The sequence below is a fragment of the Colwellia sp. M166 genome (assembly GCF_024585285.1).
Lineage (GTDB): Bacteria > Pseudomonadota > Gammaproteobacteria > Enterobacterales > Alteromonadaceae > Cognaticolwellia.
On sequence record NZ_CP040755.1, the window covers coordinates 2,629,753 to 2,649,656 of the forward strand.

The 19,904-nt window shown below is 38.1% G+C and carries 12 protein-coding genes and 3 pseudogenes; 9 read left to right on the forward strand and 6 right to left on the reverse strand.

From position 1 onward, the window contains the following. The first annotated feature begins 20 nt into the window (after positions 1 to 20). From istB to FGD67_RS12025, 9 genes and pseudogenes are all read left to right on the forward strand, one after another. Positions 21 to 787, forward strand: a pseudogene (gene istB / locus FGD67_RS11985) (IS21-like element helper ATPase IstB). A gap of 79 nt (positions 788 to 866) precedes the next feature. Next, the gene (locus FGD67_RS11990) at positions 867 to 1,586 is read left to right on the forward strand and encodes an efflux RND transporter periplasmic adaptor subunit (protein WP_257175107.1); all 720 of its coding nucleotides are present in this window, start codon (positions 867 to 869) and stop codon (positions 1,584 to 1,586) included. Continuing rightward, positions 1,583 to 4,609, forward strand: a complete 3,027-nt coding sequence (locus FGD67_RS11995) for an efflux RND transporter permease subunit (protein ID WP_306556746.1) — start codon at positions 1,583 to 1,585, stop codon at positions 4,607 to 4,609. The genes FGD67_RS11990 and FGD67_RS11995 overlap by 4 nt, the downstream gene beginning before the upstream one ends. Before the next feature lie 112 nt (positions 4,610 to 4,721). Continuing rightward, positions 4,722 to 6,998, forward strand: a pseudogene (locus FGD67_RS12000) (Tn3-like element ISKox2 family transposase); the annotation flags it as partial. Between the two features lie 135 nt (positions 6,999 to 7,133). After that, positions 7,134 to 8,555, forward strand: coding sequence for a site-specific integrase (locus FGD67_RS12005; RefSeq protein WP_165745002.1), 1,422 nt, complete (start codon positions 7,134 to 7,136; stop codon positions 8,553 to 8,555). Further along, on the forward strand, positions 8,542 to 10,488 hold the full coding sequence (locus FGD67_RS12010) for a hypothetical protein (protein WP_257171401.1): 1,947 nt from the start codon (positions 8,542 to 8,544) through the stop codon (positions 10,486 to 10,488). Before FGD67_RS12005 ends, FGD67_RS12010 begins: the two co-directional genes overlap by 14 nt. Then, entirely contained in the window at positions 10,485 to 12,449 is a 1,965-nt protein-coding gene (locus FGD67_RS12015; protein WP_257171402.1) for a hypothetical protein, read from the forward strand. The genes FGD67_RS12010 and FGD67_RS12015 overlap by 4 nt, the downstream gene beginning before the upstream one ends. Positions 12,450 to 12,453: 4 nt before the next feature. Continuing rightward, on the forward strand, positions 12,454 to 12,831 hold the full coding sequence (locus FGD67_RS12020) for a hypothetical protein (RefSeq protein WP_257171403.1): 378 nt from the start codon (positions 12,454 to 12,456) through the stop codon (positions 12,829 to 12,831). A 109-nt stretch (positions 12,832 to 12,940) separates the two neighbouring features. Next, a pseudogene (locus FGD67_RS12025) lies at positions 12,941 to 13,654 on the forward strand (Tn3 family transposase); the annotation flags it as partial. Positions 13,655 to 13,880: 226 nt separating this feature from the next. Here FGD67_RS12025 and FGD67_RS12030 read toward each other — a convergent pair. From FGD67_RS12030 to FGD67_RS12055, 6 genes are all read right to left on the reverse strand, one after another. Further along, positions 13,881 to 14,270 carry a hypothetical protein gene (locus tag FGD67_RS12030; protein ID WP_257171404.1) on the reverse strand — a complete coding sequence of 130 codons (390 nt, stop codon included), beginning with the start codon at positions 14,268 to 14,270 and terminating at the stop codon, positions 13,881 to 13,883. Next, positions 14,270 to 16,273: a hypothetical protein gene (locus FGD67_RS12035; RefSeq protein WP_257171405.1), complete on the reverse strand. Its 2,004-nt coding sequence runs from the start codon at positions 16,271 to 16,273 to the stop codon at positions 14,270 to 14,272. The genes FGD67_RS12030 and FGD67_RS12035 overlap by 1 nt, the downstream gene beginning before the upstream one ends. After that, on the reverse strand, positions 16,274 to 18,223 hold the full coding sequence (locus tag FGD67_RS12040) for a hypothetical protein (protein WP_257171406.1): 1,950 nt from the start codon (positions 18,221 to 18,223) through the stop codon (positions 16,274 to 16,276). It abuts the gene before it with no gap. Then, positions 18,184 to 18,783, reverse strand: a complete 600-nt coding sequence (locus FGD67_RS12045; protein WP_257171407.1) for a site-specific integrase — start codon at positions 18,781 to 18,783, stop codon at positions 18,184 to 18,186. The genes FGD67_RS12040 and FGD67_RS12045 overlap by 40 nt, the downstream gene beginning before the upstream one ends. Before the next feature lie 28 nt (positions 18,784 to 18,811). Further along, a complete protein-coding gene (locus FGD67_RS12050; protein ID WP_257171408.1) occupies positions 18,812 to 19,606 on the reverse strand; it encodes a hypothetical protein in 795 nt (264 codons plus the stop codon). Between the two features lie 109 nt (positions 19,607 to 19,715). Next, positions 19,716 to 19,901: a hypothetical protein gene (locus FGD67_RS12055; protein WP_257171409.1), complete on the reverse strand. Its 186-nt coding sequence runs from the start codon at positions 19,899 to 19,901 to the stop codon at positions 19,716 to 19,718. Positions 19,902 to 19,904 lie beyond the last annotated feature (3 nt).

Genomic DNA, 19,904 nt, shown 5'->3' on the forward strand with positions numbered 1-19,904 from the left:
TTCCACTAAAGGAGCCACAGATGACAGTTCAAACCCTAAACCAACTGCACGAGCTGCGCCTAAGCGGCATGGCTACAGCGTTAGAAACCCAGTTACAGCAGCCCGGTACCTATGCCGAGCTTCCGTTCTTGGAACGACTGGGACTGCTGGTAACGCAGGAGCATTTACAACGAGAGAACCGCAAACAGACCCGCTTGGTGCGCCAAGCAGGTTTTAGGCTTCAGGCGACGCTTCAGGAGATAGATTACCAGCAACACCGTAATCTTAAGCGAGCGCAGATCGCCCAACTGGAGCCAAGGGGAATGGTTAACGCGGGCGCAGAACTTGCTCATCACCGGTCCCTGCGGCACCGGCAAAACCTATTTGGCGTGTGCGCTTGGGCGACATGCTTGCCATCAGGGTCAAAGCGTGAGGTATTTTTAGAACGTCACGTTTGTTGTTGGAGCTGACACAAGCCAAGGCGGATGGCAGTTATCAGAAGTTGCTGACCCAGTTGGCTAAGACGCAGTTGTTGATTTTAGACGACTGGGGTCTAGAGGTGCTGAAACCAGGCCAACGCAATGACTTGATGGAAATAATGGATGATCGGTCAGGCGTGACATCGACAGTACTGATAAGCCAACTGCCGACAGAGCAGTGGTATGCGGCAATAGGAGATAACACGTTAGCAGATGCGATCTTAGACCGCTTGATGCACAACAGTCATCGGCTGGAACTGAAGGGAGAATCAATGCGCAAACACACAGGGGAAAACATCGAACGTGAACACTTAGGAGATAACAGTTAAAGTAAGCTTGCGTTAGGGAGCAAGGTGTTCACGTTCAATCAGAATAGCCGTTCAACTTCGCCGGAATACGCAAGCAAAGCTGGATTTGTCATACTCGCGTGTGACTGCGCCAATTGATGGCCGTATCGATCGGATTTTAGTAACTGAAGGTAACTTGGTTAGCAGCAGCCAGGGGGGGGCCGCGACTCTATTGACAACAATCGTTTCGTCCGACCCTTTATATGTTTATTTTGATATTGATGAAGCGACATATCTCAATACTGTCAGTAAGGCTCGGCCTGATGTTGTCGGACGTAGCAACGAAAAATTACCCGTACATATAGGTCTGGCAAATGAGAAGGGGTATCCGCACGGGGGGGCGCTTGATTTTGTTGGCAACCAAATTGATCGTAATACCGGCACTGTTCGTGTCCGGGCTATTATCCCGAATGCTGATGGTCTTCTTACTCCTGGAGCATTTGCCAGAGTTCAGTTAGGCACTGGTAGTGAGCAAAAAGTAATTTTGGTAAACGATCAAGCCGTAGGCACAGATCAGGGCAATAAGTATGTCCTTGTTGTTGATGCCAATAATAAGGCGCAGTATCGCCCGATAGTGTTGGGGCCAATGGTCGATGGATTACGTGTTATCAGCGACGGTCTGAAGGCCGGGGAAAAAATTATCATAAAAGGGCTCGTACGACCGGGGATGGCCGTTACGCCAGACATCGTATCGATGCAAACGCTGTTGAGCGTACCTGAGAGGCAGCCTGAAGGTGCATCTAAAAAATCGAATGGCAAAAATGAGGGAGGTAGTAAATGAAATTTCCTCATTTCTTCATCCAGCGCCCCATATTTGCAATTGTCTTATCAGTTTTTATGCTGATAGCGGGTTCTTTAGCGTTTTTTCAACTTCCTCTCAGTGAATATCCGTCCGTAACACCGCCAACCGTTCAGGTAACGGCAAGCTACCCCGGAGCAAACCCCAATGTAATAGCAGATACTGTTGCCGCCCCGCTTGAGCAAGCCATCAATGGGGTTGAAGGCATGCTTTACATGAGTTCTCAAACTGCTTCTGACGGCCGAATGATTTTAACCATCTCTTTCAGACAGGGAACTGACCCCGATATTGCGCAAATTCAGGTTCAGAATCGGGTATCACGGGCTTTGCCTCGGCTACCAACGGAAGTCCAGCAAATAGGGGTTGTGACTGAAAAAACCTCGCCGGATATTCTTATGGTGGTGCATTTGTTCTCTCCTGATGAGCGTTATGATCCACTTTATGTTTCTAACTATGCAATGTTAAACGTACGTGATGAGCTTTCACGCTTACCAGGTGTCGCAAGCATAGCGCTGGGAGGTGAAGGGGAATATGCCATGCGAGTATGGTTAGATCCTAATAAAGTGGCTTCCAGAGGGTTAACATCAAGTGATGTCACTGCTGCGATTAAAGAACAAAACGTTCAGGTAGCGGCTGGCTCTGTCGGACAGCAACCTAATGCATCGTCATCATTCCAGGTCACTGTGAATGCCTTAGGGCGCCTAACTACTGAGGAACAGTTCGGCGATATAGTTATTAAAACCGGAGATGACGGACAAATTACGCGCTTGCGTGATGTGGCTCGTCTTGAACTCGGTTCAGATAACTACTCCATGAGGAGTTTACTAAATAATAAAAATGCAGTGGGTATGCAGATTGTTATGACCCCGGGCGCCAATGCACTTGAGGTGTCTGCATCGGTAAGGTCAACAATGGAACGCCTGAAAGTAAGGTTTCCGGAAGGTATTCAGTACAGTATCGCTTATGATCCGACCGTGTTTGTTAGTGCTTCCCTGAAATCTGTCACGACGACTTTATTAGAGGCCACAATATTAGTTGTGCTGGTCGTGATGCTATTTTTGCAAACATGGAGAGCATCAATCATCCCATTGATCGCAGTGCCTATTTCATTAGTGGGTACGTTTGCATTAATGGATGTATTTGGGTTCTCACTCAATACGCTATCTTTATTTGGTCTGGTTCTTTCAATTGGTATTGTTGTTGATGATGCAATCGTTGTGGTTGAGAACGTTGAGCGCCATATTGCAAAAGGACTCTCACCAAAAGACGCCGCAAGAAAAGCAATGGACGAGGTAACGGGGCCAATTCTGGCTATTACCTCAGTACTGGCAGCTGTGTTTATTCCATCAGCATTCCTCTCGGGGCTTCAGGGCGAATTCTATCGTCAATTTGCATTGACGATTGCTATCTCAACGATTTTATCGGCTATCAACTCCTTAACATTGTCTCCGGCATTAGCTTCCGTACTACTGAAACCACATCAAGGTATAGAGAAGCAAGATTTGTTGACTCGTGTAATGGATCGTTTTTTCGGATCTTTTTTCCGTCGTTTTAACCGTTTCTTTGATAGCCTGTCGAATTCCTATGTTGGGACGATTCGACGTATCGTTCGCGGAAGTACAATTGTACTCATTCTGTATGCTGGTTTTCTGGCACTGACCTTCCTGGGCTTCAAACAGGTTCCTGGTGGTTTTGTGCCTGCTCAGGATAAATATTACCTTGTTGGCATTGCTCAGCTTCCTTCCGGCGCTTCACTCGACCGAACCGAAGCTGTAGTTAAGGAAATGTCCAGGATTGCTTTATCTCAGCCTGGAGTTGAAAGTGTGATTGCATTCCCTGGCTTATCGGTAAACGGCCCTAACATGCCAAATTCAGCATTAATGTTTACTATGTTGAAACCTTTTAAAGAACGTCGAAATCCATCATTATCTGCTCAGGCTATTGCTGGTAGTCTGATGGGGAAATTTAGTCAAATTCCTGATGGTTTCGTGGGTATATTCCCCCCACCACCTGTTCCTGGTTTAGGGAGTATGGGAGGATTTAAACTTCAAATTGAAGACCGGGCCGGATTAGGTTTTGAAGAGCTTGCTCGTGTGCAGGACGTCATCATGGCTAAAGCTATGCAAACTCCAGAGTTGGCAGGGATGATGGCCAGTTTTGAAACTAACTCGCCTCAGATTCAGGTAGATATTGATCGTGTGAAAGCAAAATCTCAGGGGGTTGCGCTAACAGATATATTTGATACTTTACAGGTGAATCTTGGATCGCTTTATGTAAATGATTTTAATAGGTTTGGTCGGACGTATCGAGTCATTACCCAAGCCGATGCGCCATTCCGTATGCAAGCAGAAGATATCGGGTTGCTTAAGGTGCGAAACTCAGCAGGTGACATGATTCCTTTATCAGCTCTGATAAATATTAAGCGAACTTCTGGACCTGACCGTGTGATGCGATATAACGGGTACCCATCTGCAGATATTACAGGTGGTACAGCACCAGGTTATTCTTCGGGACAGGCAACTGATGCTATTGAGAAAATAGTTAAGGAAAGTTTACCTGAAGGGATGGCATATGAATGGACTGACCTTACTTATCAGGAAAAATTGGCGGGTAATTCAGCACTGTATATCTTCCCTCTAGCTGTTTTCTTTGCTTTCCTTATCTTGGCGGCACAATATAACAGTTGGTCTTTGCCATTTGCTGTATTGCTGATTGCGCCGATGGCGCTATTTTCTGCAATTGGGGGAGTCTGGATTTCTAATGGTGATAACAATATCTTTACTCAGATTGGTTTTGTTGTTTTGGTGGGGCTGGCCGCGAAAAATGCAATCTTAATCGTGGAGTTTGCCCGAACCAAGGAGAGTGAAGGACTATCACCATTGGCGGCCGTGCTTGAGTCTGCTCGCTTGCGTTTACGTCCGATTCTTATGACATCTCTGGCGTTTATTGCGGGTGCTATACCTTTGCTATTAGCTAGTGGGGGTTCTAGGGATTTTCCCCTCTAAAGTAACATAAATCGCCATACTCACCATATTTAAAGGCATACAAAGGTGGGTTACTTCTCCAAAGTATGGCAAATTATGAGGTTAACAACCCCTTAAACTTAATTTAATTCCTATGGCTATAAAAAACGAACTATCAATTCTTACCAAAGCTGAGCAGCTTGATCTATATTCTCCGCCGCTATTATCACTTGAACAACAACGATTGTATTTTACGCCAAACGAGATCGAGTTAACAGAGTTGAAAAGTATTCGCCTAAGGAACCACCGATGCTATTTCATTGCGTTATTAGGGTATTTTAAGTCTAAGCCTGTGATTCTTTCACCTAGCTTTAACCTCATCTTTGACGATATGCAGTTTATTTCAACGCAAGTTCAAGGAGGCAAAGGGATCAGGCCTTTCAGCATTAATAAGATGCAGCGTGACCGTATATATCAAAGAATACTGAGGTTATTAAACTATCAGAAATGGGACGAAAGTCTGCACTTTGCGCCGCTGTACGAACATCTTGTTATGGTCGGCAAAGCTTGGCTTGAGCCTCGTTATCTATTCGATGCAGCCGCTGAATATCTAGCAACGCATAGAATTGCCATCCCTAAATATACTGTCTTACAAAAGCTTATCAGTCGTGTTATCCAACAGGTCAAGAAGGCGTTAAATAATAAGCTTCGTATTCATGTTTCATCTGAACTACACGGATTTCTAAATACTATTATCGATGACAAAGATGGGCTCTCCTTAAGCCAGCTTCGAGCCGGTGCAAAAAGCGTTATGGTGACAGAGCTAAAAAAAGAACTGACGGTGTATCATCAGTTACAGCCTTATACAAGACAGATTGATAATGCTGTTAAGGGCTTAGCCTTATCGTCTAAAAACCAACAACACTTCGGTGAAATGGTGGATTATTATGGCAGTAAACTAAAACGCTTTAAGCGTCCACAGCAACACCTATGGTTGCTGTGTTTTCTGACTCAACGCATACGGCAAAGCCTAGAGCGATTGGCTGATGGGTTTATTCATCATATCCGTAAACAACAAGAAGCTGCGCATGCGTTTGCCCAACAGGCAGTGTTTGACTCATGGAGGTCAGCTGCAGACAATGTCACCAAAGCCGCAGAATTACTGCATCTGTTTGTTGATGACAGTATCGACGATAATCAACCATTTGCAACGGTTAGGCAACAAGCATTAAGTGTAATGAATAACCAAGATATAGAAACGCTATGCCTGTACTTAAAAAAGCAAAAACGCACGGTAGAAGAATATCAATGGCAATATTATGATGATCAAAACGGGTTAATTGAGCAGTTATTAAGGCCCGTGTTTCTATGTCTTGAATGCCAAGCAGGTAAAGGCTCAGAAGCATTAGTGACCCAGCTCAAAACCACAAAAACAGAACTATTAGCAGGTAATACATTGCAAACAATGGATAGTACACTTATCCAACAAAAACATCGTCCATGGTTAATTAACAAGGATGTTGTTCATCCACAGCGATACGAATGGTTGCTTTACCGTCAACTGGCTTCTCGGCTTAATGGTCGAATTTACTTATCAAACGTCACTAAATATCGTGCGCTAGAAGACGACTTAATTGCATCGTCAATACAGCCTGATCTATTGGCATCATCAACATTGGAAAAGCTAAAGCAGCCGATTCAGAAGCTACTGCAAGTAAAACAAATACGCTTAACAACATCCCTAGAAGATGTTGCTCGTCACATTGATAATGGTGATAACCGCAATGTGATCATGAAGAGCCGAAGTGGCACACGATGGCGACTGCCAGTTAAAGGCTCCCAATCACTTGTCAACAACCCTTTCTTTAAACAAATGATCCCCGTCAGTATTGCTGATGTGTTGCGTTATGTTGAACAAGAAACCAACTTTATGCAATGCTTCGCACACGTGCTGCCAATACAAAAACAAGTAGGCGCCAATCAGGATGATTTATTGGCTATTCTAATTGCGAATGCGACACATCGCGGCGTATATGGGATGGCACAAATATCTGATCGCAGTTATGAGCATCTAAGCACTATACAAGCTAATTATATTAGGCCTGAAACCTTGCAAGAGGCTAGTGATATCATCAATAACGCAGTAGCGGCACTCCCTATTTTCCGCCACTATCACATCCAAGAAGACGTCCTGCACGCCAGTACCGATGGGCAAAAATTTGAAACTCACCTTGAGACTTTTAAAACTCGCTACTCCTCGAAATACTTCGGCACCAACAAAGGTATTACGGCCATGACGTTAGTTGCCAATCATAGTGCGTTAAATGCCCGTATCATAGGATCTAATGAGCATGAGTCCCATTATATTTACGACTTACTACAATCTAATACTAGTGATCTTAAGCCAGATGTCCTCTCAACCGACACCCATGTACTGTATATATAACTGCAATATTCTACAGATGTAAATATACTAAAATACGGACATATTTTCCTGTAAAAACATTCTTATTGAGTTACTTTAGATTTCTATAAATCATTATTCATAATCTAAATAGATATCGAAATGTCTAAAGCTAAATTTGAAGTTATAACTCACTTAAAATTATTTGAGCCTACTAGTTACTGTGTTGATGGTGAAATAATTTCTAATACATGTCCAAAAACTAAAGAAAAATATAAGTATCAAATTCAGCAAAATGATGACTTTCATTTAGATCATTACAATCATTTTCCTATGATACTTAATTCAGACGGAAGCCTTTGGGAGCAGGCTAATTTATTTTTGCTGGATAGTTTAAAATCGGTTAAACGTGTTTCTCCAAAAACATTAGAATCTAAATCTGTTGATTTAGTTATGTTTAAAAGATGGTTAGATACTGAAGAAGTTGACTATTTATCCGTCCCTAAACGAATAATGGCAAGACCAACCTATCGATTCTGTGCCTACCTTCATGAGTTAATAAGAAATGGGGAAATAAAACCTAGTACAGCTAAACGCAGAATGGGAACAGTACAAACATTCTACCGATGGCTTAAAACCTGTGCAGGAGTAACATTTGATTATCCATTGTGGAGAGAGAAAGAAGTTTTTATTAACTTTAAAGATCATAAAGGCTTTTCACTCAGTAAAAAACAAATATCCACGGATTTATCTTTTAAACAAACGAACAATAACTCTGATTATGAAGAGTACATACAAGACGGTGGAAAACTAAGGCCTCTTGCTACAAACGAGCAATACCAGTTAATCGAGGCATTAAGAAACATTGGCAATTCAGAAATGACTTTGTCATTTATGCTTGCCTTAACAACCGGTGCCAGGCTTCAAACAGTTTTCACATTAAGATATTGCCATTTTGAGGCTAAGATACCTGATACCTTAGAAGTCGTGAAAATAAATACTGGAAACGGTACCTTAATTGATACAAAGTATGGAAAAAATATTGTTCTACATATACCTGCGTGGCTATATAGGCGTATTCAGTTATATCTTGGTTCAAAGCGTGCCAAAACAAGAAATCAATTATCTAAGCTAGTTTATGAATCTGATAACCATCAATATGCATTTTTAACTAAAGGCGGACGACCTTATTATATGGCAAACTCAGATCCATTCTTAACCCTTTATCGTCATCCTCCTCGAGGAATATCTGTAAACGCATTTATACGACAGCAACTTATACCTGAGCTCACTAGCAAAGGCCACATATTTAGCATTAGATTTCATGATCTCAGAGCCACTTTTGGTATGAACTTGCTAGAAGATAAAATTAAATCTTCTAATAATATTTCAGGGAAAAAGTTATTGAGTGGTGATGCTTTATGGTCAGCCCTAATGATCGTTCAAAAAAGACTAGGTCATTCAAGTATTGCTACAACTGAGCGGTATCTGACCTTTAGAAAAGACTTTTCTATTGCACTTACTGTTCAATCTGATTTTGAAAAGCACCTTATGCAAATAGGTGATAATTATGAAGGAAAATAATACTCGATGGACAGAACGAAAAACTATTGTATATGAACTTGAAAATATCCCACTTAATTTTGATGACAATATTTATCCATTTGATTATTCACAGTTACAAATAAAAGTACCTTGGCAAGTCAAATACGTAGATGTCGGTTCCTGGTGCTATACAAAGAGAAAACCAAAACATGCCAATTCAAATCATGCAGACTATGCTACAAGCTTAGTTAATGTCAGTTCATTCAAAAAGTGCCGTATTAGCGCTATAAAAGGCTTTGTGGAATATTTGCATAGTCGATATAGCACAGGCATAACGCCAAAAACTCTTCATCGATATACTAGTAGCTTCAATCAGTTTTTAGTTTGGTGTGATTCTAACCAGCAAGAAGATGTATTGAACACGATCATGACAGCAAGAAAAAGCTTGGCAGAATATATCATTACTCTTTTTCATTTAACACGAAGTAGTCAACTCAACATAAATACCGCTGCTCGCTATCAAAACCATATTATTGAAATATTAAAATTCATTTTTGATGACGATGAAGGAGTCATTAGTGCGGGGCTTCGTATTATAAGAAAGAGTGAAACTGCAACAATAGCTACCCCAGTTCCTGGTCATTCAAAGGCCCATCAGTCTATTGAACTATATTTAAGCCTTTTTAATCAAATAACTGACTTTGTTCTTAGCTTTGAAAAGTACCCGTTTCAATTGACTTTGCCTGAAGAAACTCTGTGGGTATTTCCAACAACTCGCCCTATGGCCACTAAGTCGAAATTAAAAAACCGTAATGAATGGGCTATAGGTTTTTGGTCGTGGGATTATGAAAACGGTTGCTTGTCTAAAGTAAAAAACATTGAAAAATTCTACAGTGGAGATAAAAAACAAAAGAGAGATGCCTCTAGGTACATTATGAAATCATCCCAAAAGGTTTTAGCCAAGGTAAATGCTGACAATAATCACTATTATCGTAGACGTCTTGCTTACCTTGCAAGTGACGCTTTTACCATGTTATTCATATCGAATACCGCAATGAATTTAGCACAATTGATAACACTTAATTGGTCTGAAGATTATAGCGTTGGAAAAGAACACCAAGGTTACCGTGCGATTAAACTCAGAGCTGGAAACAAATCGCAGCACTTCATCGTGACCAGTTCATTTTTACCACTCTTTAAAAAGTACTTAAAACTTCGAAAATATTTACTTGTGGAAGATAGTTCCTTATTATTTTTTGGTTTTGATGCTTCAATTATCAATCACAAGCCTTTATCAAAGGGGTTTACTACCAATTTCAATCAAAAGTTAAGGAATAATATAGGTATCGATATACCAACGATAACAGCGCGAGAATGGAGAGCTCACAAAGCCGATTGGTTAATCACCAAAACAGATTCTAAAACCACCGCTATGATGTTACAGAATAGCGAGCGTACAGTGTTAAAACATTATACAACGGGGTCTGAAATTGAAAGCGCAAACGAAATGTCAAAATTCTACGATAGCCTTTCCACTATTCAATTTAATACGTCTAGCGACAAAAAATCTCAGTATACCTCCGTTCCTATAGGTCAGTGCCAACAATTCCAAGATCCAAAAGTCATTGACGCTAAAAATAATGTTTTACCGAATTGTTCAGCCCCTTCTGGTTGCTTAAATTGTTCCCACTATAGAATAATTGCAGATGAAGAAGACATCAGAAAATTAGTTAGCTTCCGTTATATCTCTGTTGAGTCTCGTCAACTGGCAAGCAGTGAAACACATTTTGAAAACTACTTTGGTAAATTGCTTACTCGTATAGATGAAATATTAATGTCACTTAGAAGCCAGAATAAAAAATTAAAACTGCTTGTTGATAGAATATGCTCGGAAGTGTCAGAGCAAGAAATACTTTCTCCATACTGGGACAGGAAATACCAGTTACTCATTAACTTGGAGCTCATTAAATGAATGAGTCTTATCAATTACTTTACGAATCTAGATTTGAAACGGCGGTTGACCAAACTAAACCTGACAGTTTTCAACTTAACTCTAAAAATATAACTTGCCCCTCTCAAACTTTCGTTATCTCACGAAATAGTGACGGAGTAGTGCTATCAACCTATGGTGACGCTACTTATTGGGATTTAACTCCATACCGGACAGCGGCCTCACAAGATACAAAATTGTTTTGGAATAACATTCCATATCAAATGGTGGATGAAGCAAAATGGCTAACTTTCATAATGATATATCTTGTTTCAACGGGACGAGCAGGAGCCCTCACCGTTGGGACTTTATCTAACTACCACAAAGTAATTAAAAAACTATGTCATTACGCGAGTGAAGAAAGTTTAACTGTCACTGAGGTTTTAGCATCAGAACAAAATGTTACTAAATTTATAAAGTCTAAGATTAATACTGGTAGTTTATTGACTTACTTTATCGCTTTTTTGGGACATTTATTCGAACTAGGTGAAAAACAAACAGGTATTCCTACATTAGGTTTAAAGGTTATCACTGATATTCGAGCGCTACGAGAGACTATTCCAGAACATAAGCAACACCCTGTCATCCCTCCACGTATATTTAGCGGTTTTTTATCTGAGCTTTGGTCATTGATATTTTCCTTTAAAAAAATACAAGCGCCTCTTATATCACTCATTGAAAAATGTGTTGAGAACAAAAGATATGGACGAAGGCAAAAACCTAAAAATATTAAAAAATATGGTATTGAGCTCAACTTCTCAGAAGCTGTTGAATTTCATGGTTTAACCAGTGAAGTTGATAAATTGGGCATTAAGAGTCTTACAAATATTCATGGCTATATCCTAGCAATCCAAGATGCAGGAAGATATTTACTACATGCTTATTCAGGCATGAGATATAGTGAGTTACTTAGCTTAATGTTGAATTGCTTATCTATAGAAAAATCAAAACATGGAAATATAGTTCGACTGTTGGGAAAAACAAGTAAGCTTGTTGGTCAACGAAAAACAACCGCATGGATCACATCAAAAGAAAGTGAAACTATTGTTGAAGTACTACAATCTATCGCAAAACTTGTAACCCACGATCATGATTTCTCTGCTGAAGAGCTTATTCTATTTCCATCTCCAAGCTATTTAGGTTTTGTTGGGGCAAAAAGAAGTTCAACAACTTGTTTACCACACAGCCATACAAGCTCAACGTTATGGCGCTTTATTAATATTAAAGAAATAGAAATTAACAATGATGATCTGAACTTCCTTGAAATAATTGATTGCTCTCGAGCATGGAGAATGGAAGATCAGTTTAAAATTGGAGAAAGGTGGTCTTTTTCTTCGCACCAATTTAGGCGAACTCTTGCTTATTACTGTCGTCAAAGTGGACTGGTAAAACTCTCGACATTAAAACGACAACTCAAGCATATCACCCGTGAAATGTCCTTATATTATGCTCATGGAAACGAGTACAGTGAGCTATTTGATACCAATGAGCATTTCTACAATGAATATGATAGAAGCAAACCAGAAGTAGATACGCTTGCATACGTGTTGGAATTATTGTTTTCTGAAGAGGATTTACATGGGAGTCATGGCAATCATATTGAGCGGTTTAACAAACCAAAGAATGAACAGCAAAAAGTAAAAATCCTCACGAATCGAGGTGATATTGTTAAAAAGTTCAAAAATGGTGGGTTGGCTTATAAAGAGACAGCGTTAGGGGCATGTACTACGACTTCTCCCTGTAATCAAAAGTTACTTGGTAATATATCTGCTTGTATAAAATGCACTGATGCTGTTTTAAAACCATCAAAAGTACAAAATGTAATAAATTATCAACGTAACTTTGTAGAATCGCTCGATAGAAATAGTATTGAATATAGAACCGAAAAAATGGAACTAGAAGCACTGCTATTACAACAAAATAAAATGGTTAAAGGAGGATGATTTAATGGGAGCCGTAGATAACTACATGTCTGCTTTAGAGCGATTAAAAAATAATACACCGGTTGTTTTACCCAAAGGAACTCGTATCTCTAAAGATACAGTTGCCTTGGAAGCTGGTCGTAAACGAAGTTCAATCAAAAAATCACGTCCTCAATTCGCAAATCTTATTGAAGAAATTGAATTAGCTGCAAGCATTCAAAGTAAACCTGAAGAAGACTCTAAAGCTAACTTAGATAAGCTAAAGTCAGAAAAAGAACATTATAAAAACCTGTACCACCAATCACTGAACCGAGAATTAATGTTGATAAAACGCTTATCCGATTTAGAAAAGTCATTTTTAAATGAAATTGGCAAAAATAATGTTCGCAATATACGGGCATAACAACCGTAATATGTCCGTATATTGCGAACAATGTGTAGACATATCGTAAACCAATATCTAATTGATATCATTGCATATTAATATGTCCGTATGCCATGGATTTTTCAGTACGCATGGTGTTAATCATGTTAATTATGCCTTATTGGATTTATGCGGTTATAGTTTTGCGCCTAGGTATGCTCAGTTCACCAGTGTGATCAATGACCTATTTAACGTAACTGAAAGCGACGACGGAAACACGCATCTGGCGCTGAAAAAGCCGATAAAAATGAATGTGATTGAAGAAGGCTGGCAGGATATTCAGCGTATTGTGTTATCCCTTCAAGAAAAACGCACAACACAGGCATTGCTAGTACGCAAATTATCTGGTTATCCATCTAGACACCCTATATTACAAGCATTAACGGAATATAATAGGCTCATCAAAGCCCAATATTTACTTGATTATATTGATGATGCAAGTCTGCGCCAATATGTTCAACGAGCACTGAACCGAGGCGAAGCCTGGCATTTCCTCAGGCGAGCTATTGCATCGGTCAATCGTGACCAGTTCCGTGGAAAAAACGAATCAGAAATAGTCGTCTGGAACGAGTGTGCCCGTTTGACGGCAAATGCTATTATCTACTTTAACTCGATGATCCTAAGTCATCTATTACTGCACTTTGAAGAAGTTGGTGACGAGGAAAAAGCAGCAATAACTCGACAAGTATCACCCGTTGCATGGCAGAACATTAATCTGAGCGGCACTTATCAGTTCGCTAGTAACCGCAAACTACCTGATTTACAGGAAATAACTAGGCCTATTGTTGAAAATGAAGTCTAAAATGAAAGGTAACCCAGCTCCACAAGCCATTAACTGCGAGGGTTGTGGCGATTTATGTTACTTTAGAGGGGAAAATCCCTAGAACCCCAAAATGAAAGGTAACCCAGCTCCACAAGCCATTAACTGCGAGGGTTGTGGCGATTTATGTTACTTTAGAGGGGAAAATCCCTAGAACCCCCAAGTAATCCAAAGCTTGAGTATGGCTCTTGGGAGCTTTGGGATTAAATTACTTTTTGATATGGATAACTTTTCGTTCAGCTTCAAGTTTGTTCACTTGTTTTTCTAAGTTGCTTAATGTCCGAACAAGCATCGCCTCTCTGTTGAGTGCGGCATGGTAATGTTCACGGAATTCATCGCGTTCAGATTTAAATCGAGCAGCAAGCGCCTCGGCTTTTTTTAGCTTATTAACGTCCTTATTATTATACTGTTCAGCAACTTCTTCGATTTTAGAAATAAGGTCTTCGAACTGGCTACGAGATGGTTTAATTGTACCTCGTTTACGGCCCGCTTCTAATGCTACTGTGTCCTTATTAATCTTATAAGTACCTTTTGAAAGGATCTCTGGCTTGTTTGTGCTTAACCTTTCTAGTGCGCGATAATAATCATCATGTTGCATTAATCTTTCTCCATTCTTGCTTTTAATGCCATTAGCTTGTCTAGTTCGCTGCGCTCAGTTCTAAACTCGACAGAATCAGGGGGTAAGCTATTGACAAAAATAGTCATGCTATCAATAGTTCTACTCACTTTACTGGGTTTTAAATCGGCTCTATTACAGTCTATGCAAGCTGTTAAGCTATGCATGAGCTTTTTGTCACAAGGTGTTATTGTTTCACAGCCACCAAGCGGAGTGTCGGTATATGCGCGTTGACCATCTTTAAATTGTTTAATAGTTTTTTTTCTATCTTGACGAATTATCACTCTTGCTTCAGGAGTGTTGCCTTTGATAGTTCGTTCTATGATTCTTCCGTTTATGCCACCAAGTTTCTCGTCACTAAACAATATTTGCCAAACCCAAGCGGTGTAGTCTGCTATAGGCTTTTCTTTAATGAATTGGTGAGCCATATGATTTTTACTTTCAATATCAAATATGTTTGCGGCTCTTTCGGCATTGTTTCCATAATAAAAAGTGACTTCTTGGCATAAATGTTTTAATTGTGCTTGGAGTGAGCCGATTGAAACTAAACCACTTTGGGCTGAATATACCGCTAAACTACGACGAAATTGATGTGTTTTTAAGTGCCATATTTTGCCAACAGCGTATTCAGATTGACGCCAGTTACGTTCAGGTTCAAATTTTTCAAGGTATTGGATGTCTTCTTCTGTAATTTTCATTAGGTCCTTGTTAAAAAGGCTGTTATTTGAAAATGATGAAGAGTTTCCATTCCATATTTTTGTTTTCCCTGAAGGATGACGCTTTCTATATTCTTTTGATTGTATGTAATTAGGAGATAAAAATAGTGGGCAAGGTGTTTCACCTTTTAAAATCTTAGGATTTACAGTGACATTAATGAGAGTTGATAGTGGTTCAACAATTGTTTGTAACACTATAATAGTTCTTTCTATATCGACAGTAGTTACCCATTGAGCTGGCTTGTTACTGCCTATATATTTTGTCGTATTTCCAAGTAATCTTGCTTTTTTTCTGTTGTTAACCTTATCAAGCTGTAAACAGTGATAATTAAGAGATAAAACTTCATCATCTCTCATGCCACTATAAAAATGAATTAATCCCTTACAAATCAACATTACGTCTGATAAATATAAATGAAACGTACGGCGATTGGTCGAGAAGTTTCTTGAATTAGCTAATTGTGTTAATTTAAAATCACGTATCCAAGACTGCCAAGCATTGCTACGCATATCCCTAGTATAATTATTTCTATGATATGGATTTTCTTTAATTAACTGAAAAATTAGGTTTTTTATATTTATCGAGTGTTTTTCAAATTCATCAATAATAGACCATGCCTCGTTCAACCAAAGACCATAAAGTCTAGGTGGTATTATTTCAGTCTGATTTTTATTAGAGGCTACTTTTTGGCTTCTCTTATTTAAAAGGTTAATTACTTCATCATTAAGAGCAACACTAAAACCAATAATGTCTTTTAAAGAGTGATATAAGTTTAATGTTGGTAATACTTGCTTATTAAACATGGCGGTATCATTTTCATGTATAAATTTAGCAAGCAGTGCCTTTGTTTCTAATACTTTTATAGCTGATGTGTTGTGAATCTTAGAAAATTGACATAATGGTTTAATAAACCCAATAAAACGACTATATAGAATACCCACGGTGTAGTTGTTTTTGTTTTTTCCTTTGCCGAAACGATAACATATAAACCATAACCAACGAGCTTCGTATTGATAGTTTCTTCCTTCTATTGTATCGAAAGGAATTTTCGTTTTTCCATTCTTAGTGGTGCTATATGGTTTAAGTTCATAAGATAGATCACCATATCGGCTTAGTATTTCTCCCGTTAAATCTCGAGAAATAACAAAATCATCACTTGGGTATATAACTTTAGTTGTATCTTTATAGTAAATATCAGGCGTTATTTTATTGTTTTTATTAAACGGAGCTAACGCTGGATATTCTAATAATTTAGTTTCATAGGCCATTTATAAGATTCCTAATTCATTTAACAACTCTAATTTTCGATACCAATAATCAGAAAGTTCTTCATTTTCAAATACCTGTTGATTTATATCAATAATTAACTTTGCTTGTTCTTTTCCTAGTGCTTTAATTTGGTCAAGAAGAAACTCAATGTGAGTTAATGTCAATTCGTATATATTCTTAAAGTGCTCTACTGAAGCAGCTAAATATTCACTTTGAATTATTAGATACTTCATAGATAAAAGCTTTCTAATATCCTCTGCATCACCATGAATTCTGTATTTACTACAAAAAAGGCAAGTTGTTTGATCATTACAATTAATGGTAACTGTATCGATTAATTTTATCTCTGATATCGTATTAGGTAGGTGTGGTTCTATACACTTACCGCTAGGTGTATTTTTTTCACTTCCATTAGATACTATTAGTTGATTGTTTAACTCATTGAAATAATCGGTTAATTCATCATGGCTCTCTAGGGGGGGGCTTGTATAGCTGGAATTTGATGATTGTTTACTGTGTTGCAGTATATAAGTGGTCAGTGAACTCCCATGCCTTCTTCTGATCCATAGCCCCTTGGTAACGCGAATTTTTTTGCTGGTGGCTACAAAGCTATTTTCACTAAATATACGTGAAATACTGATACGAATATGGCTACTATATGTTCCATCAATGCGGGCTGCTATTAATTGATTATTGAATAGGTCAAAAAATAGTTCGTTATGATTTTCATTATAATGTTTAAGTAGAAAGCTTCGTAAACGGAGGTATGTTTTAAAATCGTCAATAAATTCAGATTGAATGTCATATTTAACAGGAATGCCATTTGCTCGCCATTTAATACTTTTAAAATTTACTTCACTATTTTCTATCACATAATTTATATTAAATAATAAACTTGCGGCGGTACTATCATTTTCTCCTGTTAAAAATAAAAAATGCATAAAATAAGCTCTACAGGCATGAAGTGCAATCCGTAAGCGAGCTGCAGAGTTATAGATATTTGCTTTGTCTTTATTTTGTCGAAATAGCTTTATTGCTTGGTTTCGTTTACTTGTATTTTTATAGCGCTTTGTTGAAATAATTTCATCAAGACTATATTCTCGCCCTTCCTTGAAGTTGAAAATACCCGGTTTTTTTAATTTTTTGTTATCTTTATGCGCAATATTACCTATTGGGGTAATCCAATAGGTAATATTATATAATTCAAATTTAAGTGGAAACATTTCATGATTTAGAACGATGGAACTAAAGCGTCTAAATAGAGTTGTATATTGGTTGAATTCTACACTTTGTTCTTCAATTGATAATGCTTGAGTAGGAATACGTTCAGCATCGTTAGATACTATGAACATGTCGCTGTTTAATAGTTCAAAGGGGTCGGCATTTAAAATAAATACTGCGAATGATAGTACCCATTTTTGATAGTTATGCGCAGTGTTTGTTTTTAGCCCAACTCTCAATTCTTTATCATATATTTTAATTTGATGGAGTAAGTGTTGACTGTAATTTACTATTGCGCTTTGAAAGGATGTTCGATTTAACTTTAATTCAATATTATTAATTTTAAGGTGCTCTATAAAGTTCAGAATAACCTTTATTCGACCATTGATAGTAATAGGTCGTATTCCATCTATAAGTAGGTCATTAATATGCTGGAGTAATAGCTTAGTGATTTTCACTTTTTCAATGTCTAAGGAATCTATGATAGCGTATAATTTTTTAAATTTTTTATCATATTTTAATTTGACGTTGTTATAGCATATTATTCCAAGGTGAAAACGTTGTTTGGGAAATTGAATAATAATATTATCCACACGATCAAAAACTTTAGGGTTTTCTTCTAATTCAAAAAATTTTAATAATTCATCTACAGTGTATATGACTTCTTTTATTAATTGATATTCAGACATTAAGCTACCGCCAACAATGATGTTAAGTGCTTTTCCCAACCCAACTTAGCCTCTTTGACAATTTTCATGTTTGAGTTGAAGTCGAGGTATTGCTGTGTTGTTTTAAGGTCGTTGTGACACATCCTCACTTTGACGAAGCGAAACAATAAATTAATAGATCCACCAGCATTATCTTTTGTATTTACCTGCTCTAATCCATGATTCACAATATTCATTCCAAAGGTAGCGCGCGTATCGTGGAACTTGAAGCTAGCAGTGAAACCCAATTCAGCTAATTTAGGTTTTAACCGCTCACATACGAATGTTGTTACGGCTTGTCCTGATGGTAGCTGCCGATAAAATTTAGCATTGGTGTCTGATTTTGATAAATAAAAAGGATTTCCTTGTTGAGAGAGAAAAAGGTATTGAAGATCAATATTTTCAGGTCGATGTACACTTTTTTGACTGCGTTTAAGTGCTCGTTCTGAATTTAAGTAAAGTTGAATTTTTTTATATAGTTCGATAGGAAAGTAAATAGTTATACTTTTATCTCCTTTACTATCAACTAAACCATTTCCATTTTTGTTGTATCTTCCCGCGTACACCACAACTTCAGTCATGGATTCCTCAGGCACATACTGAAAATTTTCACGTCTGAGGGTTAAGATTGTTTGTAATCTTGCACCGGTACCATAAGCCAATTAAAAAAATCAAGATCATTTCAGGATGATTTAGTTCTTTTAGTGCTGTTATCAAAATAATTTGTTCATCATAATTCAATGGGCGTAACTCTCCACCATCAATAATACGGCCTTCGTAAGTAGAATATTCATGTTTTCTTGCTGTGGATATACCTCCTTTTATGGCTTGTGAAACGTCTGATGTATTAACCGTTTTTATATAACTCCCTCGACCGGTATCTGAAATCAAAATTTTAGCTTCTTGATCCCTCCAGGGAGGAAATTCAAATTTTACATCTTCACTGTGGAGTAAATATCGATAGAAATTTACAAGGTTAGACATATGAGATTTTGCGGTAGATCCTGCTAGCTCATTCTTCATTATTTTATCTGTAAGGTGTCGTCGGTAACGCCTAAGCGGGGAGTTTGATTTGCGGGTACAAATTAAATAATCAATTTCGTTGTCTAAACAGTAATTGCCAAAATATTTAATTGAGTCAGCAATACTACATAATGTAGTTGAATGTGGAGGATCTATTGATTCAAGTTTATATAAAAGGTAATTGTTAGCATAATTCCATAAAGAGTGGTCAGGTAATAACAATAATGGGAAATGGTAAAATGCCGGATTTTCAAAATCTTCAGCTTTAACGGAGAAGTATTTTATTTTGGGAGCTTTTAAGGAAAATGCAGGAGCTTTTGGTTTTATTGTCGTAGGTGTGTAGACATGAAATTTAGGAATTAAAATTTTGACTATAGACATGAACTTCCCAACTCAATTAATTATATGTGGCTAATTAAAGATATAGTTAGTTAACTCGGATGTGTCAATATTTCAAATTACTTATACGTATTAATAGATTCCTTAAAACTTATGGGTGCCAAACAAAACCCGATTGAAATACTTTTTTACTGAACTCGGCTAAAAAGCGGTCGTCAGGTATGGCGGCTAATAAGCGATCTTCATTACCAGGCCCGAGTAAGATGTTGAGATTGGCTGCGCCACCTTTGCGAGCAGCGGCGCGTTGATAAATATCGTCAATTTTTTCTAATGCCATGTG